Below are 26,344 nucleotides of genomic sequence, written 5' to 3'. Positions count from 1 at the left end.
GGACCTCCGGTCCGCCCTGACACAGGAGCCGCACCCCGTGGGTCATCTCGCGTCCTTCTCGCTTCGCAACCGAGCCCTCATCGCCCTCTCCACGGTCATGGTGGCGATCTTCGGCGTGCTGTCCGCGGGGGCGCTGAAGCAGGAGCTGATCCCCAACCTGGAGTTCCCGGCCGTTGGCGTGGTCCTGCCCTACGCCGGCGCCTCCCCGGAGGCGGTCGAGCAGGAGGTCACGGCGCCCGCCGAGCAGGCACTCTCCGGGGTCGACGGGCTCGAGCAGGTCGACTCCACGTCGTCGAGCGGCGTCTCGCTGGTCCTGCTCACCCTCGAGTACGGCACCGACCTCCAGCGCGCCCAGCAGCAGGCCGAGAGCGCGATGAGCAGTGCGCAGGGCCTGCCGGAGTCCGTCGAGCCGGTCGTCTTCGCCGGCAGCTTCGACCAGTTCCCCGTGGTGCAGCTCGCGGTCACCTCCGACGCCGACCCCGCGCAGCTCGCCGAGCGCATCGACCGCCTCGTCGTGCCGTCCCTCGAGGACGTCGAGGGCGTCCGCCAGGTCGACGTCACCGGTGCCCCCACCGACCGCGTCGAGGTCACCCTGACGCCCGGGGCCCGCCAGCTCGGAGTGAGCGCCGCGGACGTGTCCGACGCGCTGTCGACCAACGCCTCGCTCGTGCCTGCCGGCACCGTCGACGACGCCGGGTCGAGCCTGTCGGTCCAGGTCGGCGCCACGCCGACGACCCTCGCCGAGCTGCGCCGGGTGCCGGTGTCGCTGCCCGAGGGCGGTACGCGACCGCTCGGCGAGGTGGCCGAGGTGCGCACCGCGCAGGCGACGCCGACGTCGTACTCCCGCACCAACGGCGAGACGAGCCTCGCCGTCGCGATCACCAAGACGCCCGACGGCAACACCGTCGACATCTCCCACGCGGTCGCCGAGCTCATCCCCGAGCTCGAGGACGACCTGGGCGACGGTGCCGAGTTCTCCGTCGCCTTCGACCAAGCACCCTTCATCGAGAAGTCGGTGGAGGACCTGACCACCGAGGGCGCCCTCGGGCTCTTCTTCGCGGTCCTGGTGATCCTGCTGTTCCTCTTCTCCGTCCGCTCCACGCTCGTCACGGCCCTGTCGATCCCGCTGTCGCTCCTGGTGACGCTGATCGGCCTGCGGCTGGGCGGCTACACGCTCAACATCCTCACCCTCGGCGCGCTGACCGTCGCGATCGGCCGCGTGGTCGACGACTCGATCGTGGTGATCGAGAACATCAAGCGACACCTGTCCTACGGGGAGTCCAAGGTCGCCGCGATCACCACCGCGGTGCGCGAGGTCGGCGGTGCCATCACCTCCTCGACGATCGCCACGGCCGCGGTGTTCCTGCCGATCGGCGTCGTCGGCGGCCAGGTCGGCGAGCTGTTCCGCCCCTTCGCCGTCACCGTGGCGCTCGCCCTGCTGGCCTCGCTCCTGGTGTCGCTCACGATCATCCCGGTGCTGGCCTACTGGTTCCTCAAGAGCCCCGACACGGTCGTCGACCCGGCACGGGTGCAGGCGGACGCCGAGGCCAAGGAGGAGCGCTCGTGGCTGCGCCGCGCGTACGACCCCACCGTGCGCTGGGTGGTCCGCCGCCCGTGGCGCACCGTCGGTGTCGCCGTCGTCGTCCTGGTGGCGACGCTGGGGCTGACCCCCTTCATCAAGACCAACTTCCTGGGCAGCAGCGGCCAGAACACCCTCACGGTGACCCAGGAGCTCGAGCCCGGCGCCACGCTCGACCGGCAGGACGCCGCAGCGCGAGAGGTCGAGTCGGTCCTCGTCGAGGACGACGAGGTCGAGACGGTCCAGAGCACCGTCGGCACCGGGGAGGGCGTGGCCGCCATCTTCGGCGGCGGCGCGACGACCTTCGCCCTCACGCTGGCGGAGGACGCCGACAGCGAGGCGGCCGCTGAGCGGATCGAGGCGGCCCTGGCCGACGCCACCGGCGACGTCACCGTCACCGCCGGCGACGCCGGCTTCGCCTCGGCGCTCGAGCTCGTGGTGACCGCGACCGACCAGTCCCGACTCGGCGAGGCCGCCGAGATCGTGGCCACCGAGCTGGAGGGCGTCGACGGCATCGGCACGGTGACCTCGGACGCCGCAGCGGCCCAGCCGGTGCTGTCGGTCCGGGCCCGCCCCGAGGCCGAGGCCGCCGGCCTCACCTCAGGGTTCCTCGGTGGCGTGCTGGCCCAGGCCCTGTCGCAGCCGCCCGTCGGCCAGGCCACCATCGACGGCGAGCAGCTCGACGTCGTCGTGGTCGGCGGCCCGCGGCCGAGCTCGATCGCCGAGCTGCGGCAGCTGCCCGTCGGCGACGGCACCTCGCTGGGACAGGTCGCCGAGCTGGTCGAGCAGGACGTCGCGACCGCGATCACCCGCTCCGACGGCGAGCGCACGGTCACCATCACCGCCGAGCCCGCGGCCGACGACCTCGGCTCGGTGACGGCCGACGTCCAGGCCCTGGTCGACGACCTCGACCTCCCCGAGGGCACCGACGTCTCCATCGGCGGCGTGTCGGAGGACCAGGCCGAGGCGTTCGGCCAGCTCGGCCTCGCGCTCCTCATCGCCATCGCGATCGTCTACGTCGTCATGGTGGCGACCTTCAAGTCGCTCGTGCAGCCGCTGATCCTGCTCGTCTCGGTGCCGTTCGCGGCCACCGGTGCGATGCTGCTGCTGGTCCTCACGGGCATCCCGCTCGGCGTCCCGTCGCTCATCGGCGCGCTCATGCTGGTGGGCATCGTGGTCACCAACGCCATCGTGCTCATCGACCTCGTCAACCAGCGCCGCGAGGCTGGGGCCAGCATCGCCGAGGCGCTGGCCGACGGCGGCGGGAAGCGCGTACGTCCCATCGTGATGACCGCGCTCGCCACGATCCTCGCCCTCACGCCGATGGCGTTCGGCGTCACCGGCGGCAGCGCCTTCATCTCCCAGCCGCTCGCGGTCGTGGTCATCGGCGGCCTGCTGTCCTCGACGTTCCTGACCCTCCTCCTGGTGCCGGCCCTCTACGTGCTCGTCGAGCGGCGCAAGGAGCGCCGCGCGCAGCGGCGCGCCGAGCGGCAGGGTCGAGGAGCGCGTGAGGTCGCCGACGCGCCGTCCGCGTAGGGAGTCGCTGCGAGGGCTGACCCGGTAGGGCTCGGCGGCGGCGCGCGGAAGACCGGGGCCATACGCCTCGTGCGCGGAGTCCGGGTGCGGCGTACCGTCGAAATCCACGCTCGATCGCCGGAAGCCCCGCGATCTGCCCCCAGTGGAGCGACCACCCGTGGATCGAGCAGCTGAGCTCGCGATCGCCACCGGGCAGCCGACGCACATCAGGAGGACAGATGAAGGCACTGGTCTACCACGGTCCGGGCAACAAGGCTTGGGAGGACGTTCCCGATCCCCAGATCCAGCAACCCACCGACATCATCGTGCGGATCGACACGACCACGATCTGCGGCACGGACCTGCACATCCTCAAGGGGGACGTGCCGGCGGTGACCGACGGTCGGATCCTCGGCCACGAGGGCGTCGGCACCGTCACCGAGGTGGGCTCGGCGGTGTCCACGGTGGCCGTCGGCGACCGCGTGCTGCTCTCGTGCGTCAGCGCGTGCGGCGCCTGCTCGTACTGTCACCAGGGCCTCTACGCGCACTGCCTGGCCGAGGAGGGCGCCAGCGGCATCGGTTGGATCTTCGGTCACCTGATCGACGGCACCCAGGCCGAGCTGGTCCGGGTGCCGTTCGCGGACAACTCCGTCTACAAGCTGCCCGACGGGGTGAGCGACGAGGCCGCGGTCATGCTGTCCGACATCATCCCGACCTCGTTCGAGATCGGTGTCAGGTATGGCCGGGTGAAGCCCGGCGACGTGGTCGCGGTGGTCGGCTCCGGGCCGATCGGCCTGGCCGCGATGATGACCGCCACGCTCTACGGCGCGGCCCGGATCATCGCGCTCGACCTCGACGCCAACCGGCTGGAACAGGCGTTGGGCTTCGGGGCGACCGACACCGTCGACAGCGGCAGCGCGGACTGGCGTGAGCAGGTGCTCGCGATGACCGACGGGCTCGGCGTCGACGTGGCGATCGAGGCCGTCGGCATCCCGGCGACGTTCGACGCCTGCACCACGATCGTCCGACCCGGTGGCTCCATCGCCAACGTGGGCGTGCACGGATCACCCGTGGAGCTGCAGCTGCAGGACCTGTGGATCATGGACCTCACCATCACCACGGGCCTGGTCAGCACCTCGACCACGCCGATGCTCCTGAAGCTGGTGGCCCAGCACAAGCTGGCGGTCGAGAAGTTCGCGACCCACCACTTCACGCTCGACGAGATGATGGACGCCTACGACACCTTCGGCCGGGCGGCGGAGACCAAGGCGCTGAAGGTCGTGATCTCCCGGTAGCGCGTCTGAGCTCAATCGGACGAAGGACGCCGGTAGCTCAGGAACACGGAACCGGTCGGCGACGATTCAGCCCGCGTCAGGGTCAGTCTGAGGGGATCTGAGCCGTCCTCGAAGAGACGCCGCCCAGTGCCGGCCAACGTCGGGACGACGACGAGCTCGAGACGATCCACCAGGTCCTCGGCCAGCAGAGTCTGGGCGACGGCGATGCTGCCATGGACGCCGATGTCGCCTCCCGACCCTGCCTTCAGCCGTCTGAAGTAGGACGGGAGCGGGGAGTCGACGACGACCGACTGCTCCCAGCCCTTGTCCAGGGGATGTGAGGTCACGACGTGCTTGGTGGTCGTGTTGATGAAGTCTGCGAACGGTTGCACGTCCGACGTCGGCCAGTAGTCGGCCCAGTAGTCGTACGTACCGCGACCGAGGACGACGTCGTCCTGGACCCCGATGACGTCAGCGAGGTTGCGGAACACGGTCTCGTCCGCCTCGAACATCCAGTCGCCCGGCTCCTCCGCGACTCCGTCCAAGGACAGCAGGGCGTACAGGGTCACGTCGCGCATGGCTCCTCCAGAGTGGTGTCACCCGTACGTCGAACGGGCGGCGCCCAGATCGACATCGTTACTCGCCGTTGGTCCGTCAGGCGTCGGTCTGCACTGGGGCTCGAGCTGCAACCTGCGTGGGTGTATGACCGCGGGACAAGGTGCCAGCGCGTGCGGCTCGGGTATAGGTCACGGCGCCGTCCGCCGAGTAGCTCGAAGGCGGCGGTGTGAGGACGCACCTGCCGATGCGTCGCGGGAGGCGCTGCGTGCCCTGAGCACAGCTGATGCCCTGCCTGAAGCGGCGCTGTGCTGGACGGATGCTGAAGTTCTCCGCCGGGCATGAAAGAACCGCCCACGGTCTCGGGTCCGTGGGCGGTTCTGACTCCAGACTACGCGACCGTTGACCCCGGCGCTGGCACAGCACATGCACGCGATTGCAACGGATCGGTCCGTGATTCCCCGGGACCTGCGTCGAGGAAGACCCGCGCCTTGAACCGTCGAGCCGACTCGCGGCGGTATCAGCAGGATCGATCTTCGGAGTTGCCGCATGGGCGATGCTCGTCGTGCCGCCACGGTCGCCTCGGCGCCCTATGGGGGGTCAATGTATGGGTGGCCGGACTCGGTGGTCACCAGGCTCAGGGAGAAGCCGTTCTTCAAGCGGAGGAAGCACTCCGAAGAGGTCAGTCAAGCCTCTTCGCCAGTCTGTGCTGTCTGGTCCGCGTGACGCGCTAAGCGACGTCGAGCACCTGGGCGTGCCGAGGTACGACTGTGGGCGCGCAGTGGCGTAGCAACGCCAGTGTTGCAAGCGGGGTCAGGACACCGGTTCGGGGTGGGACGATCCGCATCCGTCCTCCGTGGCATCGTGTGAATCGGCTGGCCCAGGTGAGCGAGCGGACCAGGCGTGGGTCCATCCGCACGACCCCGGACAGATCTACGGTCAGGCACCGACCGGTGGCGTTGCGATGCGCCTGCTGGACGGAGCGCACGAGGTCGGGGACAGCGGCTAGGTCCAGCTCAGCGGGTGCGATGAGGTGATCGGGACCGGCGAAATGGAACAAGGAGACGTGGTGCGACATGTTGGTGTCCTGATTTGGATGCCCCGTGATCGCCGTTGCTGGGCTGTTGGGGACAGCGGGGGGTACCCCCCGGGTGTGCGGTGTATGCAACAACAGCCGAACTTCTTGTCACCAGCGCCTCCCGACCGGGACGCTCGGCCGCAGCGTCACGGTGCGGAGCCGCCCACGTTGGCTCGGCGCATGCGGCCCGTTCAGGAGCAACGCACATTGAAGGCCCCGCGCGCGCGCCCGACCCGTCGCGGACCGCGGCGCGACCAGCGACTCGATGACCGGCGGCACCGTTGGTCATTAGAGGCGAGCGGGGGGCCGTGAACTGGGAGCGCCCGCGGATGTAGGCCCCATTTGAGGACCGACCTGGAACTCGTCGCCGTAGCCGACGTCTGGGGGGCCAGTCCAAGTTCACTCGCCGGCACGAAACCGAACCGCCGGTAGTAGGCCGGAGGGACTGCTGCATCCTCTGGTGACAGCAAGACCCAGCGGAGCGCTGAGCTGCTAGCCGCGCCCCCGGGCTCGCCCTCGCATCCGGGGGCGACTCCCGGAATGTTACTTGCATAAATGGCAACTTCTCTTATGCTTGCGCCTATGGAAAGTTCTTTGGGGCCGTTCGAGCGCATCCGTGAGCTGGAGCGCGGCGAGGCGGCGCCCTACATCCGGATGCGGCCTTCGCCTTGGTGGGTGCCACCACTCTTTGGCGTGTGGTTCGCCGCCTATGTGGGAGCATTCGCGTTCTGGAGCGAGAGCGAGTTCGCCTTCGTTTTGGCGATGATCACGCTCGCCGCCGGCGTCGGCGCGTTCGTGGGGTGGTGTGCCCGGCGGTACGATGCCTTCCCCATGCCCGGTCGTGGCACTCCTCCGCCGGAGATCCGGCGGGAGTACCGGTGCTACGCCATCGGAGCGGTGGGCATCGCCGTCCTTGTGGCGGGCGTGATGTGGTTGGCCGGGGTCCCGGCAGCGTCCGGTGCCGCGTTCGCTCTGGTGACCGTGGGCCTGCGGCTGTTCCAAGCCCGCTATGAGCGTGCGGCGGCCGTCGTGCGGGAGCGGCTGCCATGAGCCTGGGCGACCTCGACCCTGTCTTACACGCACCGAAGCGGCTCATAGCGATGGCCGTGCTGGCGAACACCGAGTACGCCACATTCCGGTTCCTCAAAGAACAACTCGACCTGACCGACTCGGACCTGTCCAAACAAATGTCTGCGCTGGAGTCGGCTGGTTACGTCAAAGTCAACAAGCGCGGGCGCGGACCGGGCTCGGCCACGACGTACACCATGACGCGCCCAGGCGATCGTGCCTACCGGGCCCACCGCGCAGCGCTTTACGCCCTGCTCGCCTAAGAGATGACCCGGGACTGCGATGCAGCCCCACCCACCGAACGGTGGAGGCACGAACCAACCCAAGCTCAGAGGCTGCAGTCGATGTGACGGGGTTCGGTGGCCCTCAACTTCGCGCATGATGGCATTTGGAAGTCCGAAATCTGTACAAGCTGTACGGACAGCACGTTGCCGTCAACGACGTCTCCTTCACCGTTGACGAAGGGAGATCTTCGGCATCATTGGACCCAGCGGCGCTGGCAGGACGACGATCCTCGGGAGTGCGCCGGTCTGCGAATACCCGACTCGGGGCTCGGACGGGCTACCGCGGACCTCGTTCCTACGTTCCAAGACGCCAAGCGCTTGACTCGTCCCGAGCTGACACCGTCGGTGCCAGCACCTCCGCTCGCGTCTTGCGGCATCCTGGGTGACGTGCAGCACCCAGAGGTAGGCACCCGCACGCGCAGGGGCCAATGCAAGGCAGGCGGTCAGCTGATATGTAGGCACCTCTTGTCAAGGGCAGGTTGAGGCGCCCGTCCCACTGATGGTGGGGCGGGCGCCTCGTGCTTCGTCGGGGTGTGGCGGCTGGTCGCGTGTCGTTGGCGACGCACGGTCAGGCTGATATGCGCGGGTTGGTTACCGCAGGACGGGCTGTTCGGCTGGAGCGGATCGCGTGTCTAGGGTCGAGCGTCGCGCCGATCACTGGTGTGGCTCTCGGTGCTGCTCATAGCTGTGTCGCGGGTCGCTCCTCGCGCTGCTGCCAGCGGGCCTGGGTCGACGAAGCAGTTCAGGGATCGGTCCTCATTCTTCGAGGACGGCCAGCGACCAGCACCAGCCGGCCAGCTCGCGGGCGATCGCGACGTTGGCGATCGTGTGCCTCTTGGGTCGTGCGCGCATGGTGCTCCAGCGGTGGTGGAGTCGCCGGTTGCCCTCGTCGCAGCGGGCGCGAGCAGCAGGCCCGGCAAGCTCCCACCGGTCCCGCATGGTCTTGCCGATGCGGTAGGCGGGCCGGTGGTGCCACGCGGCTTCGACCAGCAGGCGCCGCAGGTGGGTGTTGCCGGTCTTGGTGATCGACCCCTGGACCCGTGACTGGCCCGAGGAGTACTCGCTGGGCACCAGCCCGATGAACGAGCCGATGGTCTTGCCGGTGAATCGGTCCCAGTCGCCGACCTCGCCCGCCAACGCGAGCCCGGTCAGGGGCCCGATTCCGCGCAGGCAGCCCAGCCGCCGCAGCACCGGGGTGAGCTTCGCAGTCTGCGGCCGTGGTGGTGATCGCGTCGTCGAGGCGGTCGCGGCATGCCTTCACGTGGAGCACGGCGTCGTAGTCGGACTCGAAGGTCAGCCTGGTCGCGGCGGAGTCCAGTTGGGCGCCGGCGCGGCGCAGCCACACGTCGTGGGCGCCGGTTCACGCCTTCGCGCCGGAGTAGACGTAACCCTGGCGCAGCAAGAGCTTCGACGACCGGTGCCGGGCCGGCATCAGGTCACCCCGGGCGTCCTCGCGGGCGCGGACCAGGTCACGTGCGGCCTCTTGGCCGACGCTGGGAACGCTCACCGCGGTGATGTCCTTGGCGTCGGTCTTGACCCTGTCGCCGCTGGGCCGTTGCAGCTTCGACGGCGCCACGACCTCGCGGCGGATCCCGGCTGCGTTCAACGACCAACTCAGGACGAGCCGGTCAATCCATACCGTCTAGGCGTCCGCCGTTATGCGCCCCCGCGGTGACACGCTCGGCGTCCCGACATACGTGCCGGGGCACATCTCGGGTCCGACCATGGTCGTCACTCACACCTGCGCCCTGTGCCCGTGCCCCGTTCAACGGTTGTGCGGACGTGCGCTCGGTGCGCGCCTTCTCCACTGCTGGCCCAACCGTCCTCCTGGGCTAGCAGTGGCGCCCCCCCGCTGAGGGGAACGCCTCACGCGCGAGTGCGGACATGAACCGGGTCTGCGTCGGAGATCGGATGGGTCGTTGCGGCGGTCACCGCCGGCGTGGTGACCTACGGTCTCGTCGTTCTGCTCGCGTGGCGACGCAGACGACGCACGCCGACCAGCTGACCATCCAGGTCCTTCGCGCCGATCGGACCGTCCCGTCAGGAGGACGCACACCATGACCGCAACTCCCACGATGCCGGCCACCTCATCGACTCGTGCCCCGGCCGGGGCACTGATGTGGGTGCCTCAGCCTCTGTACGTGGTCTGTGAGCTCATCGCCGCCGCGGCCGCCACGGCTCCATACAGCCTGCTCGACAACACCATCAGTGACCTCGGTGCGACCACGTGCACCACCATCGCCTACCCCTACGGCGACGTCCCGGTGTGCTCACCGCTGCACCCGCTGGTGAACGGTGCGTTCATCGTATTCGGCCTGCTGCTCGCTATTGGTGCGGTGCTGCTGCGAGGGTGGCTCCCCAAGGGCGCTGCGGCTACAACCTCGGTGGGGTTGTGGGTCATCACGGGGCTCAGCTCGGTCGCGACCGGGCTGGTACCGCTCGACCAGGACCTGGACCTGCACAGTCTCGTGGCGCTGCCAGCGTTCGTGGCGCAGTCGTTGGCCCTGCTCGTCACCGCCTACGTCCTGCGCCACCGACGCGGGGTGTCGGGGTCGGCGCTGGTGGCCGGGGCGGTCTCGCTCGTCGGACTGGTCGCGTTTCTGGCGCGCACCGGCAGCGCCGAGCTCGGTGGTCTGTTCGAGCGGCTGGCGTTCTGGCCGGGCTACCTCTGGCTGCCGGTCCTTGCCGTCGTCGTCCTGTGCGAGCGAAGGGTCCCGTGTGCCGGGCGGCGCTCGGTGTGACTCGGAGCTGGGTCCATGATCAGCACAGTTGCATGGCGTCCAGACCGGGGCGGTCGCCGAGTCACTCACCTAGTTCGAGGACGCCCGTTCGGCCGTTCGGGTCTGCTGCGCGATCCGGTGACAGGCTGCCTCGGGCCGGTTGACCGCGCCGGCGGGCGCCGCGTGCGCGAGTTGCCTGCACGCTCCCTATTGCATGTTGGCCGGCGACCGCTTTGAGGGGCGCTTTGAGCGGGGGAGCGCACCCACCCGATGTTGGCGTCGCGGTCCCCAGACGGCTGGCACTCAGGCTCCTTCGTCGAGCTGACAGCGGTTCGTACAGCAGACCCGCCTACTCACGGGCGCTTGCGCGGAGTTGGGTCAGCGTCCAGAGCAGTGGGCTGTCCACGTCGGTGCTCGGGTCGAGCATCTGTCGGATCATCAGGCCCTCGTGGAGGGTGAGCAGGCCGCGGGCGGCCTCGACGCAGTCGACGTCGGCTGCGATGACACCGGTGCTCTGAGCCCGACTCAGCACTTCGGTCAGTTCCTGATCCCATGCCGCGACGCGCTGACGGACGAAGTCGGCAGCGACGTGGTCGGGTTGCGCAGCGACGTTCAGCTTGAGGCTGATCCATAGCCGGGTCCAGGCAGGGGTGGAGCGGCGGCGCTCAGCGACGCGTGCGTACGCACTGATGAGGTCGTCAATGTCTAGCAGGGCGCCCTCGTCGAAGAACTGGCGGTCGGCGTCCTCCTGAGCGATGAGCACGCCCAGCAGAAGGTCGTCCTTGGACGCGAAGTGGTGCTGCAGGCCGGCGTGGGTGATCCCGACCCGAGCGGCGATGGCCCGTAGTGAAGCGACCTCGAAACCCGCTCGCGAGAACTCCTCCAGCGCCGCGTCGAGGATCGCGGCTCGTTTCGCCAATCCGACCTTGTACGGCCCGCGCACCACCCTCGTCACGGCTCCACTATCTCTCACGGCCACGCCACTCGCGGGATGTAGGGCGGGTTCGGCGCTGCGAAAACCTGCCATGTGGTTAGATTTGCGAAACAAGGGAGTGTGAGATGGACAACAAGTCGTTCGACATCGTGGTCGTTGGGACGGGAACAGGGATGCTCGCCGCGCTGGCGGCGGCCGAGGCAGGCATGTCGGTGCTGCTCGTGGAGAAGTCGGAGTATGTGGGCGGGTCGACTGCCCTGTCGGGGGGTGGTTTCTGGGTGCCGTGCAACTCGATGCTGGCCGAGGCCGGAGCGCCGGACTCGATGTCTCAGGCGACTGAGTACCTCACTGCGGTCACGGGCGGGGAAGCACCCGAAGCGCGCTGGAAGTCGTTCCTGTCTCATGGGGCCGAGGCGGTGAATGCGTTGCGCCGCTTGACGCCGCTGAAGTTCGGCCACATGGCCAACTACGCCGACTACTTCCCGGAGCTCCCGGGAGGGTCGGCCGTCGGGCGGGCCATGGAGCCAAAACCCTTCAACGCCCGCAAGCTGGGTGCCGACCGTGACAAGTTGCGTCCGCCCGCGCTGGAAGCGCCGTTCCCGATGCCGGTGACCGGCAGCAGTTACAAGTGGCTCAACCTGGTCGCCCGGACCCCGCGCGGCATCGCCGTCGCGGCGCGCCTACTGGGCATGGGCGTCGGCGGCCTGGCCATTCGCCGGGAGTACATCGCCGGTGGCGGTGCTTTGGCCGCAGGGCTGTACGCCGGGGTCCGGGACCGGAACATCCCGGTGTGGCTTGACTCGCCCCTGAAGGAACTGCTCGTCGAGGACGACCGCGTCGTCGGCGTGGTGGTGCATCGTGACGGCAAGGACATCAGTGTCCGGGCGAAGCGCGGCGTGATCCTGTCGGCGGGCGGTTTCGACCGCAATGAGGCGATGCGACACGCGTACCAGTCCGAGAAGCTCGACACCGACTGGGCGTTGGGCAACCCGGCGAACACCGGCGACGCGATCACCATCGCCGCCCAGGATGTGGGCGCGGACCTGGCCTTCATGGAGGAGGCCTGGTGGTTCCCGGCGGTGCCGATTCCCGGCCCCATGCCCGGCACGCTGCTGGCCGAGCGTTCACTGCCGGGCCAGATCATCGTCAACCAGGCGGGCGAGCGCTTCATGAATGAGGCCGTCAACTACATGTCGGCCGGCAAGGAACTGCTCCGCCAGGACCTGCCGGTGTGGATGGTCTTCGACCAGCGCTACCGCAACCGGTACGTCTTCGGCGGCTCGATCTTCCCGCGCCAGTCCTTCCCGCAGGAGTGGTACGACGCCGGCGTTGTCAAGAAGGCCGACTCATTGGAGAAATTGGCCGCGGAGATGGGCATGCCGGCGCTGCCCCAGAGCGTCCAACGCTTCAATACCCTGTGCGCCACTGGGCACGATGACGACTTCGGCCGCGGCGACAGCGCCTATGACCGCTACTACGGCGACCCCGCTGTCAAGCCGAACCCGTGCCTGGGTCCGATCGACCAGGGCCCGTTCTACGCGGTCAAGGTCGTCCCTGGCGACCTGGGCACCTGCGGCGGCGTGAAGGCCGACGAGTTCGCCCGCGCCCTGCGCCCAGACGGATCGGTCATCGAGGGCCTGTACGCCGCCGGCAACGCGGCCGGCAACGCCTTCGGCCGGGTCTACCCCGGACCGGGTGCGACGATCGCCCAAGGTCTGGTGTTTGGCTACATCGCCGCCAACCACGCCGCCGGGCGGCTCTCGGACTGACGCCGGGATGCTGTTGTGGCCGAAGTCGCCGCCGCTGTTCAGATCGCGAGCTGAGCAGCGGCGGCGAATCGGGGTCCGGTCGGATAAGAGGCTGGGATGATGTAGGTCGTATCGAGGTTCATGGCCGAGCGAGCCGGAGCGATCGACACCGTGGAGCTCGCTGGAGGTTCCACGCGATCACTGCGTCCGAGCTGGCACGCCATCGCCGACTCCATCCGCGTCGCCGTCAAGCACCTGACCCAGAGCTAGAAGCACCGCCGCCGATCTGGTCGCGGACGAATGACGATGAAGAGGTCCATGCCGAGCTCAAGGTCATGGTCAAGGCCCGCGGATCACGGCCGACGGACCCGCCCGGCGTCAGGCCGGTAGTCGCGAACCGGGCCCTTGGTCGGGAAGCATCAACCCGCTGCGGCAGGTCGCCCGGGTGGTGCAGACCGCGACCGAGGGCTGGACGGGCATCACGTCGGCCGGCGCGACCGCGGAGTGGAAGGCCGAGGCCGCCCAGCCGCGGACGAATCCCCGACGATCGACGACCAGCCGATCCCGGTGCACTTCGGTGACGTGTTCGTGCCCTACAGCTTCGAAGTCGGCATGGACCCGGCCCGGTTCACCGAAGAGCTGTCAGCCGTCCTGCGAGACGCCGCCGACCAGCTGCAGGCGACCGCGTCCACCGGGTCCGGCACTGGCCAGCCCAAGGGCTTCTTGACGGCCCTGACGGGCACGAGCTCGGAGGTCAACGCGGCCGCGGACGACATCTTCGCCAGGGGCGACGTGTACAACCTGCAGAACCAGTTGCCGGCTCGGTTCCAGGCCAACGCCGCGCACCGGGCGGGTTGGGCAGAGTCGTTTCCCGTGGCGAGGTCGAGAACGGCCTGTGGGAGTCCCTCGATTAGACCCGCTTCTGTCCTCGAGTCGTGATGTCGCCCAGACGCAGAGAACCACCGGTACAGACGGCGATAAGACGCAATCGTCGCGGGAGATTCGCAAGTCCATGACCCCCGCCCGCTGGGCCCAACCCAGGGCATCAGCGTTGGCGCGCTCCGCCTTGGGTCGCGCGGCGACGCAGTTGGAGACCTGCGCCCAGCAGCGCAGCAACCCCGATGATGCCGGCGGTGCTGATGGTCCACCGCGAGATGGCCGGCTGTGCCGGCTCATCGTCATCGGTGGCTCCAGCCACACCTCCCGACGCCGCTGCTGCATCGCCCATCCCGACCGCGGGTTGCGCGGGTGCTCCGGTCAGCCGTTCGACGGCGTTCACCCGTCCAGGCGTAGCAGGCGCCGTGCCGCCACAAAGGCTCGCAGTCCGGCCCGAGCCATCCGTGCTCACGAAAACTAGGTAGCGACGGTCGACAACCATTCCCTCCAGACCGCACGAAGCACCGGATATGGGTGACTCGAACAGGGTGGTAGAGGCGACATCGCCTTGATAGACCGCGTCGACTGCCACGGTGTAGGTGATCGGGTCGGCGCTGCTCCTGACGTCGTGCTCCGGTGGGTCCGCCATGCTGACCAGGGTGCCCGCGAAGATCTCGTCAGCACCTTCCACGAAGTCGGCGGTGTGCTGGTACGCGCATGAACACGCGTACGCCGGCCCTGGGCCCACAGTCACCAGCATGGCCGCGAAGACGAACACAGGCAGCAGGACGAACCTGAGTAGGCGCATGACCTTGTGACGACGATATCGCGGCGGCGGCTCCGAGCATCTTCGCAAGGAACTGCCGCCGAGAACGTGGTCGCGGTGGCTCGGCAGACGGGAGGCCCAGATCGAAGCCGCCGAAGGCATTGAGACCTGCCTTATGTCGTCCGGACATCGCATGACCGGGGTGTTTGCGAGGGCGCCGTCAGGCGGCGGAATGGGGCACGGAAGACGGCTCGACCGTCTCCGTGGGATGGTTCGCGAATGGACGCGAACCCGCCTCAGGAAGCAACTGCGATGTTGCTGCGACCAGATCGTCTGTTCACTCGTGATGAGGTGCTTGCGCGCCCCTGTCCGGTCCCGGCCGCACCCGGCGTTTACGCGTGGTACTTCGACAAGGTCCCTGCAGGTGTGCCCGCCGACGGTGCTGTGAAGCACGGCGATCCACACCTTGCTCTATGTCGGCATCTCGCCGGCCAAGCCCTCAGCCAACGGCCGCGGACCCAGCCGTCAGACGGTGCGTTCTCGTCTGCGCTATCACTACCGAGGGAACGCCTACGGATCGACCCTGCGCCTCACACTCGGCTCGCTACTAGCCGACGACCTTGGTATCGAGCTCCGGCTTGTCGGAAGCGGAAACCGCCTTACCTTCGCATCCGGCGAAGCCGAACTCTCCAGCTGGATGGGTCGGCACGCCCGTGTGTGCTGGCTGGAGACTCCCGAACCCTGGCTCCTCGAGCATGAGCTGCTCCAGCAGTACGTTTTCCCCTGAACTTGGATCAGAACAACGATTCCCCGTTCCGCCAGACATTGGGTGCAATCCGGGGTGCGCAACGCGCTCGAGCTCGTAGCCACCCGGTCATTTAGGGAAGGCCCTCCGCTCCCGCTCACTCGGGTCGATAGTCGCCGCATAGGTAGCGTAGGAATCGGTCGGCGCGATCGACGTAAGTGTGCACCGTGCTATCGCTCTTCCCGGCTCGTCGTAGATCGCTCTCGAACTCGCGCAGCGCATGTTGCAACTCGAGCATCGTCCAAGTGTCCGTCATGCCACCGAGCATGGGTGAAAACACTGGGAGCTTGTCTAGTTCAACCGGCCCAGAAACTTGTGCTGCATAGACCACCTCGCGGCGAAAGGACGCTGTTCGATCCGGCATCGTGCCAAGGCAGACTTAGGGTCGTGGCGTGAGCGAACTCCCCGTCCTCGATGCGACTGACCAGCGCATCCTCGGCAGCCTGCTGGAGAAGCAGGCGACCGTGCCGGCCACCTATCCCCTCTCCGCGAACGCGCTGGTGTCGGCGTGCAACCAGAAGAGCAGCCGCGACCCCGTCACCGACCTCGACCAGCAGACCGTCGAGCGGACCGCGAAGTCGCTCAAGGAACGTGGGCTGCTGCGGATCGTGTGGTCCGACACCGGGCGCCGGACACTGAAGTACCACCAGATCCTCGACGAGCGCCTCGCCCTCGAGCCCGACGAGCGGGCGCTGCTCACGGTGCTGCTGCTCCGCGGCGCCCAGTCGCCTGGTGAGCTGCGCACCCGCACCGAGCGGTTGCACGGATTCGCCGACCGGGGCCAGGTCGAGGAGTGCCTGCGCCGGATGGCGAGCCGCCCGCAACCGCTGGTGTGCGAGCTTGAGCGCCGGTCGGGCCAGCAGGATCCGCGCTGGATCCACCTCCTGGGCGCCGCGCCGGAGACGTCGGGCGAGACCGGCCCAACTGGGAGAGCCGCCACGTCGCGCATCCGCGTCACGCAGATCATCGCCGACCTCCACGTACCCGACCTCCCCGCCTCCAGGAGCTTCTACAGCGACTACCTCGGGTTGGCCGAAGAGGAGTTCAACCTGGGCTGGGTGGCCCGCCACACCTCGCCGGCATCCAGGGCGACGCTCCAGGTGATGACCAGCGATGCCACCGCGCCCGTGGACCCCGTGGTCTCGATCATGGTCGACGACGTCGAAGCCGCCTACCGCCAAGCACAGGAGCGCGGGTACGACATCGTGCACCCCCTGACAACCGAGGCATGGGGCGTGACTCGCTTCTTCGTCCGCGCTCCCGATGGCAACGTGCTCAACGTCGTTCAGCACCACGCAAGCTGAGGGTCCTGGTCATCCGCGGCGGTTTGACGCAGCCACTTACCGGTACGGCGACCGTGGAGTCACGGTGTTCCCGCCCCACTGCTCGGGTTCGACGTCGTTCAGCGTCTGGTTGAGGACCCACTGGTGGCCGAACGGGTCATCGATGGCGGCCTGCCGCTCGCCGTACTCCCAGTCTTGGATCTCATCGACCAGCTGAGCGCCCCTGGCCACCGCAGCCGCCACAACCTTCGCCACGTCGGCGACCTTCAACATCACTTGGTGCGAGCGTTGGCGCTCGGGCGTTCGCCGTCCCGGCCGAACCTCTGCGATCACCAGCTCGGCCGGCGGTCCCTCCGGCAAGCCGAGCTGCGAGCGATGCCCCTCGCCTATGCGGACGTGCTCGACGAAGCCGAAGACCTCGGTGTACCAGGCGACGGCTGATCTGACGTCGGCCACGATGAGTACCGGAGTCACTCGCGCGTGCGGTGCCGAACGGTTTGTGAGCACCCGATCAGACTAGAGCGCGAGGGGTGCCGTGTCAGTGGCGTCGAGGATCCGATGAGTGGGAACGGCACCGCCTCGCGGCGCAAAGCCGCACTCATCGCGGCATGAGGATCCAGGAATCTCGACTTCGCGGAACTCGGGGCAGGCCACAGAGTCTCCGGACACGCCGGGGCGGTTCACTTGACAGTCGAGCCGCTGCGCAGGATTCTCGGTTTGAGGTTCGGATTCGGCTAGGTCCCAGACGATGGGAGGCCCAGCCCTACTCACGTCGGGCGGGGGACCGAACGGGGATGGGGCACGGGATGATCCGCAAGCACCGGCTCACGTTCATTCGGCCGCGATGTCCGTGCACCAGAATCGAGCGATCGTCCTGGGACGCCATCGCCATCGCGTTCAACGCACCGGGCGTGGGCCGGCGCCAACGGCAACCCGGACGACGGGCTGCCGCCACCGGCGCCCAAAGTCCTGAGGTTGCGATCGGCCGCCCGGGCAGGAGGCTCCCGTGCACTTGGGACCGGTGGCCTCAAGGGGCCCCGCCTCTATCAAAGTGGCTTCCAAGCGCTGATTCTCCCCGTCAAGTTGATGACCCCGACGCGCCCGGTCCCGACGGTGGCGCTGGCGTGACGGTGCGTTGATTCCCCGACGCCATGGTTGTGGCTTGCCGGGACGTTCAGTTTTCGACAAGCAGGCTATGGAGGCCCCGTGAACTCAGGACTTGGCTCGGGCCACGCCAGCGAACTGGACACCGTGGCGCTACGGCTGACCGGAGCGTTCGAGCTGCAGGTGTCCGGACGACCGGTCGCGGTCCCGCACAGCGTCGAGCGGGTGGCGGCGTTCCTAGCCCTAGTGGGCAGACCTGTCACACGGTCCCGGCTCGCCGGAACGCTTTGGTGCGACAGCCTGAGACCGCAGGCGGCCAAGAGCCTGCGCACCGCACTGTGGCGTCTGCACCGGTTCGGCGACATCGTGACCGCGCAGGATGACCGGGTCGGGCTCACACCCGAGGTGTCTGTAGACGTGAGCGAACTGTCCCGGCTGGCCCATCGGTTGGTCCGCGAGCCCGTCTCAGATGAAGCGCTCGAGATGCTGCCTGCACTGCTCGAGCGCGACGAAGTGCTCCCCGACTGGGAGGACGAGTGGGTGGTGGTCGACCGCGAGCGCTACAGGCTGTTGCGGATGGAGGCGCTGGAGAGCGCGGCAACCAAGTTGCTCGAGCAGCACCGCATCGCCGACGCGCTCGTTGTGGTCAGCGCGGTCGTGCTCTCGGAGCCGCTCCGTGAGTCGGCCCGCCGCCTCGTCATGGTGGCCCAGCTCGAGCAGGGAAACCTCGCGGAGGTGGTCCGCGGGTACCGCCAGTACGAGTCGATGCTCGCCCGCGAGTTCGGTCTCGCCCCGTCGCCGGCGATGACCCGACTGGTCGCGCCGTTGATCGGCGCCGGACTCCAACGTGATGGCGCCGTGACTCCGCGTTGATGAAGAGGACCGATCCTCGCTGGGTGCAGATCGACCACCACGGGGAGGACTACCGCGTCGCGGTGGTGCGGGTTCATGTTGGGGCGTTCGGAAGCGGGCTGCTGGTGACTGTGCTGGAGGTCGGTCACGGCTCGGGGGAGGACCGCCTGCTCGGCACCGCCGCCAGTCCGACCGCGGTCGCGGAGCTGGTTCGTTTATGGCTGACCGAGGTCGCGTTGACGCCGCCGTGACGGCTAGCAGACGGCGAGACGGACAGCAGGCGGTCGCCGTTGGTAAATCCTCGGTACCTCGAAAGGTGATCGGAGGCAGAGATGCGCAGGACTCGCGACAGATCCGGCCACGAGGGCGTCGGTCCTGAATTGCCGGACTTGGGGTGGGAGTCGCCACTGATCGAAGCCATGCGCGAAGACCTCGCGGAGTCGGCGAGCGACGACTTGGTGGACGAGACCCTGTTGACGCTCCTGGACCCGTTGACGTCCGGCGAGTCCTTTAGCCTCGGCAAGGCCCTCGGCTCCGCTGCCAAGGGTGCGTCGGCAGCGTTGTCGGACCCGACCGTACGTGAGATCGCGCAGGTGGCGCTTCCGATCGCTGGCGGGGCCGCGGGCACCATGGTAGGTGGGCCAATCGGCGCCACAGTCGGCTCCAAGCTCGGTGGCGCCGCCGCGGCCAACCTGCGGGGTGCGCCGAAGCCTGCGCCACCGGTGCCGGCGGCTCTCCAGCCATCCACGAGCCAGCCTGCGAGCCGGCTGCCAGCTCCAGCACAGGCGTCGCCGGGCTCGGCTCCGCAGCAGCCGGTGGGGCCGACGGCCGTGACCTCGCCTCAGCCGACAGCAGCGCTGAAGGCCCTGACACTGACTCACAACAACGCGGTGCTCAATGGGTTGCTGGCCGCGGCCCTGGGCCCAGCAGGTCGGCAGGCGGTCAACGGTGTCCCGGTCGCCGCGTTGCTGAACACCCTGAGTTCGCTCTACGGGCAGGCAGCCGCCGAGGCGGACCAGCTCGCCAGGTCCTCGGGATCCGACCCCGGGCCGGGTGCCGGCTACATCGCCGACGCGGAGGAGCTTGACGCGTGGACGGAACCCGACGACGCGGTGTACGCGTCCCTGGTCGCCGCCGAGGCCCTCGACCTCGAGGAGGTCTGGTCATGACCGAACAGCTTGACCTTCGTGCGGTCGTCGGCGAGCTCATCGATGATCCCGGCGCAGCCGTCTCCGGCCTGCTTGAGCAGGCGGCCGTCCTCGTTCTTGGCGACGATGCGGACACTCGAGCCCTCATCGTGAAGGTACTCGGCGCGTTCAACGGCACTGCCCTCGAAGATGCGAAGTACGAACTCGCGCTGGAGCGCAGCCTGCTGCTCGCCGCAGCGCTGGGCGCGTGTGATTGCTGGGGCGACGACCCGGCCTGTCCGGTTTGCTCCGGCGCGGGCCTCTCCGGTTGGCGGCCCCCCGACCCCGCCGCGTTCGACGTCTTCGTCGCGCCGGCACTGGAAGCGATGAAGGGAGCATGAGATGACAAGTATGTCCACCGAGGACTACGGCGCGGACATGGACTTCAGCCTCGACGGTGAGTCCGACCTCGACTTCGACGAGGGTGACGATTTCTTCGACGACTCAAGTGAGTACGAAGACAGCGAGAGCCGGCAGTCGCGGGAGCGAGACCGTCGCGCGGCCGCGCGCCGTCGCAAGCTCGAGGCGTTGAGGCGCGGCCGACGAACGGGGGCGGGGCGCACCACCGGGCCAAAGAGCGTCTCGACCGCAGTGCAGCAGACCCAGGCCGCCGTACGCGAGGTCGACCTGCGCAATAAGGTGCAGTCGGACTCGGTCGCCGACGCCATCCGGGCGGGGAGCCGACGCTCGGCCGGCGCGGAGAACGCGATGGCCGCGAGCATCGTGGTGACCCAATTACAGAACGCGTTCGGAACAACCGGGCCCTTGAACAACACGGTGGCCAAGATCGGGCTGCCATTGACCCCGCTGTTGTTCCTGCGCCGGCCGCGCGGCGGGGCGCTCTGGAGGAACCCTCAGGTCGTTACGCCGGTGCTGGTAGCGGGCATCTTCGCCGGCAAGGAGGTCTTCGGCCCCGGGGACGTCTACGACGTCCGGATTACCCAGCAGGGCACCGGGGACAAGTCCGGCAACACGGTCGCGTTCAAGGCTGAGGCGCTGGGCTGGCGCGGCCAGGTACTGCGCACCATCACGCCGACGATCGCGGCCACTGGCGCCAACGACGCGGGCAACGGCACGTTCACGCTCGGAGCTGCGAACACCACCGCGACATTCACCGCGTCCGCCGGCGGCAAGTCGGCCTCCTACGTTATCAACGTCGGGTAGCCATGGATCCCGGCTTGTGGGAGCTGCTCCGCTCCGGCAGGCGGCGCGACAGCGAGGTCGAGGCGATCATGCGGCTCGCGCACCCGGGCGTCACGGTGCCCGGCGTGCGCGTGGTCGCCCGCTTCGGCGACGTGGTCACCTGCCGGCTACCTGCGGCGGCGGTGGGCCGCGTGCGCGCCGACCCAGGCTGCGTGAGCCTGAAGGCGCCGCGGCCGCTGGGACCCGAGCCAGCCTGGTCCGAGATCGCCGCCACAGCTCGCGAGGAACGGGTCTCCGACGCGCGCCGCCCGGCAGGAACCGTCCCCACGGGCGCCGGCATCCTGATTGGCGTCGTGGACTGGGACTGCGCGTTCGCGCACCCAGACCTGCTCGTGCCGAAAGGCGGCGCGGACGGTGCGCGGCACACCCGCCTGTTGGCGTTGTGGGATCAGCGCGGCCATCGCACGACCGACTCGCCAGGGCCGTACGGGTATGGTCGGTGCTTCCCGGCGGCCCGGATCGACAGGGCCCTGCGGGAGCGCGACCCATACGCGGAGCTCGACTACCGGCCCCGGGGGGCCGGCCACGGAACCCACGTTCTAAGCATCGCGGCTGGAACCGGCGCCGATTGCCCCACCGGGGTCGCGCCGGAGGCAGACCTAGCGTTCGTGCACGTCGCAGATCGGGAGACTGGCGGGCTGAACAACCTCGGCGACTCGGTGCGGATTCTGGAGGGCGTGGACTTCATCCGCCGGACCGCCGCCGGAAGGCCGTGGGTGGTCAACCTCAGTGTTGGCAGGCACGGCGGCCCGCACGACGGCTCCACCTTGGTCGAGCGTGCTTTCGACAATGTGCTGAGCGCGGCGCCGAACGCGTACATCGTCCAGTCCTGCGGAAACTACGCCGACAAGTCCGTGCACGTCACTGACCGGGTGCCTCCTGCCGGACGAGTCGCGGTGACGGCATGCACGCACGAGGACGACTCGACTATTAACGAGTTCGAGGTGTGGTACTCCGGTGCGGACGTGTTCGAGGTCCGAGTGCTGAGCCCGGACGGTTGGGGCTCGAAGTGGCTGGCGCCCGAGCGTCGGACCAGCCTGGACGTCGACGGTGCGTCGGTCGGTCGGCTGTACCACCGCCGAGAACCCGCCAATAGCGACATGCACATCGAGCTTTTTCTCGACCCGTGGGCACCCGCCGGCCCGTGGACGATCGAGCTCCGCGGCGTTCGGGTCAGCGATGGCGTGTTCCACGCCTGGGTCGAGCGGGACGAGGCCTGTGGGCACTGCCAGGCTAGGTTCACAGGTAGGGGCCTGAGCCGGGACGTCACCCTTGGCACGATGGCGTCGAGCCGGCTGCCGCTGGTTGTCGGGGCGTACGACGGGCACACGGCCGACGGCGCGGCCGCCCGGTTCAGCAGCCGTGGACCGACCCGTGACGGCAGGGTCAAGCCGGACCTCGTCGCTCCGGGAATTGATGTGCTCGGCGCACGGGCCCCGACTGGGTGCCTGCGCAAATCCGGCACGAGCATGGCCAGCCCCTTCGTCGCAGGTGCGGTCGCGCTCTGCGCACAGGCGTCTCCGGTGCCGCTGTCCGCGGCTCAGATGCGCGCGCTCGTCCTGGACACGGCCATGGCGGTCGCCACCAGCGACGCCGATCCCTATCAGTACGGCGCCGGTCGCCTCGACCTGCCGGCGCTGCTCGCGGCAGTCACCGGGCCGTCGCACTCCCACCAAACCGCTCAAGGAGGGCCCGTCATGACCACCGACCGCATGCCCAGCACCGAAGCCTGGGACGCAGACAGCGTCTACGAGGCCCTCGCCTACGCTGGCGCCGACCCCGGCACCGTCGTCCCTGGCTACGACCTGGTCGCGCTTCCAGGGGAACTGCCGCGTTCCCGGCCGCAGCCGGGCGACCGACTCGTCCGGGTCGTGCTAGGAGTGCCTGGCCATGGCCGGATCGCACTGCTGTCCGACGCCATGCTCGCCGGTCACCTCACGCTCGCCGGCGGCGGGCGGGCCAGGCCCCGCAAAGCGGGCTACTACGCCACCGCGCTGCCCCTCGATGGGCGAGGGCCGGGTGTCTCGATGGTATGTCGGGTACTTGATCAGCGGGCCAGGATGCCCGCCGGCCAACTGCTGCTCCGACCGCTGTCCGGCGCCGCGGAGCTGAGATTCGGTGAGTGGGAGCCAGCGGAGTCCGATGAGATCACACCGATGGTCAACGCCGGGCTCTCTGAGAACCAGATCACAAACGCGGTCTTCTACGCCCGCCACCCGAAGAGCACCGGCGCCGTGCTGCGGCCCGGCACCGCGCTAGCTCGAGAATGGCAAGCGATCCGAGACGGCGAGGTCCGCGCGGCGATCCGGCGCCGCCTTCCGCAGGGCAAGGTCGACCCCGTGGAACTAGCGACCTTCCTCAGCCAGTACGAGAACGACCAGCGGGTCGCCGCAGATGTGACCAAGCGATTCCTCACCGATCCTGCGCTGGTCGGCGCGGGCCGGTCCCTGCGGGACCGGGTGCTTGGCAGCTGGCGCGGGGGTCGGTCGCCGCTGACCCCGATGAGGCTCTACGAAATGGCCTTCGAGCTCGCCGGGGATGCGGGCAACGCGGCCCTGCTGTGCCACAACGTCACCAAAGCGTTCGTCCGCGAGGGAACCGCCGTGTTTTGGAAGGGCGCTGGCAAGGAGGGGGAGTACACCGATGGCCAGAAGACGCACATCGCCAAGCTCATCCACCCAGCCGGACGGCTGACCTACTACCACCAAGGCAAGAAGAAGACCGTTACCTCGATCTTCTACCTCTTGTTCGACGCGAAGACGTTCGGCACCCACGATCCCGGCGACTGGTACCACTACTTCGTCACCGCCACCATGACTGCTTACGGCAGCACTGGCGACCTGGGCGCCGAGAGCCGTGGAGGGTCCCGCGGACGACGAGACGAGGAGGACCGGGGTAGCAGCGTGTCGCCCTCGGTGTATGCCGGCGTGCTCGGTGATGCACTTCGTGACGTAGAACGGCAACTGTCCGACCCGGCGCTGGCCGGGGCGCCAAGCTACCGCGGATGGGTGTTCGCGAACGTGCTCAGCTTCCTCGAGGGCGGCTACTACGGCCAAGACTATTCCGCGGACCAAAGCGACGTAGCGCGGGAGAGTCGGGTACACCTACAGGGTGCCGTGTTCGGACTGAGGACCGTCGGCGGCACCCCGGGGAAGTCGTGGCGCTGGCACGTACCCAAGGCCGGAACCCTCGCGAAGGAGGACCTACTCCTCGGGTTCGATGTCTCCGGCAAGACCGCCGAGGTGTGGACCCCGGAGGGGCACCGGGCACCCATGGACGCGAAAGACGTGCACGAGGGGGACGGCATTGCCGAGTGGGACGAAGGCGACGAGGTGGTCAAGTGGGATGGTGAGGACGAACTCACCGAGGCGACGACGCCCATGCGCAGCACCGCTGCGCGGCTGGAGTGGCAGGAGCTGAATCTGGTGCCGGGCGGTGATGGACGGCCGCACCTGTACTACCTCACGTCCGGACCGCCCCGGCGGGGGGCCGTCGAAGTTCCGGCTCCGGGTGACAAATACTAACGACCACCTGAACTTCCAGGACCCAGTGGTCAAGGTCAGGTTGCGGGCCCGGACCGGGCCGGGCCAGTCAGTGACCATTCCGCTGGCCGGTCAGGGCCAGGCAGCATGGAGAAGCTTTCGCAGCGCGGAGCTTCCCGACGAGTCCTCCCGCCTCATCGAGCTCTACCTAGACGTGGAGACCCGTGGGAAGGCCCACTCGCCCGACCAGCCGTTGCGCTGGCTCGACGTCGAGTACCACTGGCGGGAGACCGGAGACGTCTGGTTCTACAACACCACCAGTCTCGGCTTCTGTCTGATGGATCCGGTCGAGCCCCTCCTGAGCCGCGCCCGTGAAACGGAGCAGCGTTCCCTGTCCGACCACACGAAGTACCGCGAGTACTGGCACTTCTTGTGGGGGAACAGTCAGCCGACTCCAGTGACCTACCAGGTCAGCATGCAGACGTCGGTGAGCGACGCTCGCGCTAGCGCGCTGCAGGTCCAGTCCAGTACGACGTTGACGCGTGCCACCGAGAAGGCGCAGTCCACCACCAACACCTCCGAGCTCTCGATCGGATTCGGGATCGATAAGCAGTTCAGTCTCGGGCAGAAGCTCGGCACCTCGGTGACTACAGGGATGAAATGGAGCGAGTCGCTGGCCCGTCAGCTCAGCACCACGGCTTCGCAGTCACGGACCTTCACCGAGGGCCAGACCCGCACGTTCAACGTCACCGGCACAATCCCGGGCGCGCCGCGCGGCCGAACGCAGGCCCTCTACGTCTACCCGAAGGTCAGCATCTACGAGGTCCCGGTGGTGCACTTCCGCGACCCCAACGAGCTCGGTCAGGCGACCCGACGGGCCACCGCCACCGTGCCGTTCGTGTGGTTGCGCGGCTGGAAAGGCACAGTACGGCTCGAATGAGGGGCGGCCGGGCTGTGCTGTCCCGCAAGTAGTGCTAGGTGTGATGCCCAGCCAGGTTGTCCAACCTGGTGATGGGTGCGGCCTTCCCGATTGCTGAGTGGGTCAGGTGTTGGTTGTACTCGTGAACCCATGCTGGCAGAGCAGCGAGCCGTGCGGATTCGGAGTTGTAGAACTTCTTGAACGCCCAGCCCTCGACAAGAGTGCGGTGGAAGCGCTCGATCTTGCCGTTGGTCTGGGGACGGTAGAGGCGGGTCCGCTTCGGAGTGATCTGAAGTTCCGTGCAGGTATCGCGCCACAGGTGGGAGCGGTAGGCACCGCCGTTGTCGGACAGCACCCGCTGCACCGTCACGCCACGTGCGGCGAACCAGTCCACGGCGTTGCGCAGCACGGCCACGGCGGTCTCCTTGGTTCCGTCGTCGTGGGCCTCGACGTAGGCGACGCGCGAGTGGTCGTCGATGACGGTGTGCAGGTACCAGGTCCCGACCAGCGGCTGGCGGTACTTGCTCTTGGGTGCAGCCGTTCGCAGGGCCGTGGCGGCGCGGTTCTTCTCGCCTTGCTGTCGTCCGACGTAGCGCCAACCGCCGCCGTCGGGGACGCGGCCGAGCTTCTTCACATCCACGTGGATCAGGACACCGGGGTGCTCGTGCTCGTAGCGACGAATCGGCGCGCCGGTCGCGCGGTCGATGTGGGTCAGGCGGTTGAGCCGGCACCGGACCAGGACCGCGTACACGGTCGAGGACTGCATACCGAGCCGGTCGGCGATCTCGACCGGTCCGAGTCGCCGCTTACACCGCAGGTGCACGATCTTGCGCACCACCGGCTGCGGGGTGCGGTTGGGCTGGTGGTGCGGGCGCGAGGACCGGTCGAGCATCCCGGCCGGGCCTTCGGCCTCGTAGCGATCAGCCCACTTCTTCGCGGTCTTCCACGACACCTCGAACCGCTCCGCAGCGCGAGCTGGCGGCCAGTCCTTCTCGACGATAAGTCTGGCCATCTTGAGCCGGGCACGAGGCGTCAGCGCGGCGTTGGTGTGGGTAGCGTGGGACATGAAGGCCTCCTTTGGTGGCGGAGCGGTTTCCTCAACAGCTCCACTC

Annotated in this window: 23 protein-coding genes; 16 read left to right on the top strand and 7 right to left on the bottom strand. The window is 68.5% G+C overall.

Annotation, left to right across the window (positions count from 1 at the left end; translation table 11 throughout):
* Positions 1-37 precede the first annotated feature (37 nt).
* Both AC54T2_RS15880 and AC54T2_RS15875 read left to right on the top strand, forming a co-directional pair.
* Positions 38-3,115 (top strand): efflux RND transporter permease subunit, encoded by a 3,078-nt coding sequence (locus tag AC54T2_RS15880; protein WP_496666660.1) that lies wholly within the window; start codon positions 38-40, stop codon positions 3,113-3,115.
* A gap of 218 nt (positions 3,116-3,333) precedes the next feature.
* Positions 3,334-4,389 (top strand): zinc-dependent alcohol dehydrogenase family protein, encoded by a 1,056-nt coding sequence (locus AC54T2_RS15875; RefSeq protein ID WP_186341890.1) that lies wholly within the window; start codon positions 3,334-3,336, stop codon positions 4,387-4,389.
* Positions 4,390-4,400: 11 nt separating this feature from the next.
* On the opposite strand, the gene AC54T2_RS15870 is transcribed toward AC54T2_RS15875, so the two are convergent.
* Positions 4,401-4,946 (bottom strand): dihydrofolate reductase family protein, encoded by a 546-nt coding sequence (locus tag AC54T2_RS15870; protein WP_496666659.1) that lies wholly within the window; start codon positions 4,944-4,946, stop codon positions 4,401-4,403.
* 1,637 nt (positions 4,947-6,583) lie between these two features.
* On the opposite strand from AC54T2_RS15870, the gene AC54T2_RS15865 reads away from it, so the two are divergent.
* Together AC54T2_RS15865 and AC54T2_RS15860 are read left to right on the top strand one after the other, a co-directional pair.
* Positions 6,584-7,051, top strand: coding sequence for a UbiA prenyltransferase family protein (locus AC54T2_RS15865; RefSeq protein WP_489976168.1), 468 nt, complete (start codon positions 6,584-6,586; stop codon positions 7,049-7,051).
* Entirely contained in the window at positions 7,048-7,332 is a 285-nt protein-coding gene (locus AC54T2_RS15860) for a transcriptional regulator (RefSeq protein WP_186341894.1), read from the top strand. The genes AC54T2_RS15865 and AC54T2_RS15860 overlap by 4 nt, the downstream gene beginning before the upstream one ends.
* Positions 7,333-8,109: 777 nt before the next feature.
* Here the strand turns inward: AC54T2_RS15860 and AC54T2_RS15855 are convergent.
* Both AC54T2_RS15855 and AC54T2_RS15850 read right to left on the bottom strand, forming a co-directional pair.
* Positions 8,110-8,544, bottom strand: coding sequence for a transposase (locus AC54T2_RS15855; protein WP_206054555.1), 435 nt, complete (start codon positions 8,542-8,544; stop codon positions 8,110-8,112).
* A 169-nt stretch (positions 8,545-8,713) separates the two neighbouring features.
* Positions 8,714-8,959 carry a hypothetical protein gene (locus tag AC54T2_RS15850; RefSeq protein WP_206054556.1) on the bottom strand — a complete coding sequence of 82 codons (246 nt, stop codon included), beginning with the start codon at positions 8,957-8,959 and terminating at the stop codon, positions 8,714-8,716.
* Between the two features lie 451 nt (positions 8,960-9,410).
* On the opposite strand from AC54T2_RS15850, the gene AC54T2_RS15845 reads away from it, so the two are divergent.
* A complete protein-coding gene (locus tag AC54T2_RS15845) occupies positions 9,411-10,094 on the top strand; it encodes a DUF998 domain-containing protein (RefSeq protein ID WP_496666658.1) in 684 nt (227 codons plus the stop codon).
* 328 nt (positions 10,095-10,422) lie between these two features.
* Here the strand turns inward: AC54T2_RS15845 and AC54T2_RS15840 are convergent, their stop codons facing one another.
* Complete coding sequence (locus AC54T2_RS15840; protein ID WP_186341896.1) at positions 10,423-11,028, bottom strand: TetR/AcrR family transcriptional regulator; 606 nt, start codon at positions 11,026-11,028, stop codon at positions 10,423-10,425.
* 104 nt (positions 11,029-11,132) lie between these two features.
* On the opposite strand from AC54T2_RS15840, the gene AC54T2_RS15835 reads away from it, so the two are divergent.
* Together AC54T2_RS15835 and AC54T2_RS15830 are read left to right on the top strand one after the other, a co-directional pair.
* A complete protein-coding gene (locus AC54T2_RS15835; RefSeq protein WP_496666657.1) occupies positions 11,133-12,776 on the top strand; it encodes an FAD-binding protein in 1,644 nt (547 codons plus the stop codon).
* A gap of 483 nt (positions 12,777-13,259) precedes the next feature.
* Entirely contained in the window at positions 13,260-13,694 is a 435-nt protein-coding gene (locus tag AC54T2_RS15830; protein ID WP_496666656.1) for a phage major capsid protein, read from the top strand.
* Between the two features lie 106 nt (positions 13,695-13,800).
* Here AC54T2_RS15830 and AC54T2_RS15825 read toward each other — a convergent pair whose 3' ends face one another.
* A complete protein-coding gene (locus AC54T2_RS15825) occupies positions 13,801-14,409 on the bottom strand; it encodes a hypothetical protein (protein WP_496666655.1) in 609 nt (202 codons plus the stop codon).
* A gap of 454 nt (positions 14,410-14,863) precedes the next feature.
* Here AC54T2_RS15825 and AC54T2_RS15820 point away from each other — a divergent pair, with 454 nt between their 5' ends.
* Both AC54T2_RS15820 and AC54T2_RS15815 read left to right on the top strand, forming a co-directional pair.
* A complete protein-coding gene (locus tag AC54T2_RS15820) occupies positions 14,864-15,184 on the top strand; it encodes a GIY-YIG nuclease family protein (RefSeq protein ID WP_496666654.1) in 321 nt (106 codons plus the stop codon).
* Between the two features lie 410 nt (positions 15,185-15,594).
* Positions 15,595-16,506: a DUF480 domain-containing protein gene (locus AC54T2_RS15815; protein WP_496666653.1), complete on the top strand. Its 912-nt coding sequence runs from the start codon at positions 15,595-15,597 to the stop codon at positions 16,504-16,506.
* Positions 16,507-16,542: 36 nt separating this feature from the next.
* Here the strand turns inward: AC54T2_RS15815 and AC54T2_RS15810 are convergent, their stop codons facing one another.
* Positions 16,543-16,941 carry a VOC family protein gene (locus AC54T2_RS15810; protein WP_496666652.1) on the bottom strand — a complete coding sequence of 133 codons (399 nt, stop codon included), beginning with the start codon at positions 16,939-16,941 and terminating at the stop codon, positions 16,543-16,545.
* 750 nt (positions 16,942-17,691) lie between these two features.
* Here AC54T2_RS15810 and AC54T2_RS15805 point away from each other — a divergent pair.
* The 7 genes from AC54T2_RS15805 to AC54T2_RS15775 all read left to right on the top strand — a co-directional run bounded on the left by AC54T2_RS15805 (position 17,692) and on the right by AC54T2_RS15775 (position 25,253).
* On the top strand, positions 17,692-18,462 hold the full coding sequence (locus AC54T2_RS15805; RefSeq protein ID WP_496666651.1) for an AfsR/SARP family transcriptional regulator: 771 nt from the start codon (positions 17,692-17,694) through the stop codon (positions 18,460-18,462).
* Positions 18,463-18,485: 23 nt separating this feature from the next.
* Positions 18,486-18,692 carry a hypothetical protein gene (locus AC54T2_RS15800; protein WP_496666650.1) on the top strand — a complete coding sequence of 69 codons (207 nt, stop codon included), beginning with the start codon at positions 18,486-18,488 and terminating at the stop codon, positions 18,690-18,692.
* Positions 18,693-18,860: 168 nt separating this feature from the next.
* Positions 18,861-19,610: a hypothetical protein gene (locus AC54T2_RS15795; protein WP_496666649.1), complete on the top strand. Its 750-nt coding sequence runs from the start codon at positions 18,861-18,863 to the stop codon at positions 19,608-19,610.
* Positions 19,607-19,969: a hypothetical protein gene (locus AC54T2_RS15790; RefSeq protein ID WP_496666648.1), complete on the top strand. Its 363-nt coding sequence runs from the start codon at positions 19,607-19,609 to the stop codon at positions 19,967-19,969. The genes AC54T2_RS15795 and AC54T2_RS15790 overlap by 4 nt, the downstream gene beginning before the upstream one ends.
* 10 nt (positions 19,970-19,979) lie before the next feature.
* Entirely contained in the window at positions 19,980-20,792 is an 813-nt protein-coding gene (locus tag AC54T2_RS15785) for a hypothetical protein (protein ID WP_496666647.1), read from the top strand.
* Positions 20,793-20,806: 14 nt separating this feature from the next.
* Positions 20,807-24,355 carry a S8 family serine peptidase gene (locus AC54T2_RS15780; RefSeq protein WP_496666646.1) on the top strand — a complete coding sequence of 1,183 codons (3,549 nt, stop codon included), beginning with the start codon at positions 20,807-20,809 and terminating at the stop codon, positions 24,353-24,355.
* Positions 24,356-24,425: 70 nt separating this feature from the next.
* Positions 24,426-25,253: a hypothetical protein gene (locus tag AC54T2_RS15775; RefSeq protein ID WP_496666645.1), complete on the top strand. Its 828-nt coding sequence runs from the start codon at positions 24,426-24,428 to the stop codon at positions 25,251-25,253.
* A gap of 34 nt (positions 25,254-25,287) precedes the next feature.
* Here AC54T2_RS15775 and AC54T2_RS15770 read toward each other — a convergent pair whose 3' ends face one another.
* Entirely contained in the window at positions 25,288-26,298 is a 1,011-nt protein-coding gene (locus AC54T2_RS15770; protein ID WP_496666644.1) for an IS481 family transposase, read from the bottom strand.
* Between the last annotated feature and the right edge of the window lie 46 nt (positions 26,299-26,344).

Source organism: Nocardioides sp. Z35_8 (genome assembly GCF_059621125.1).
This window is presented reverse-complemented; position numbering and strand designations above follow the sequence as displayed.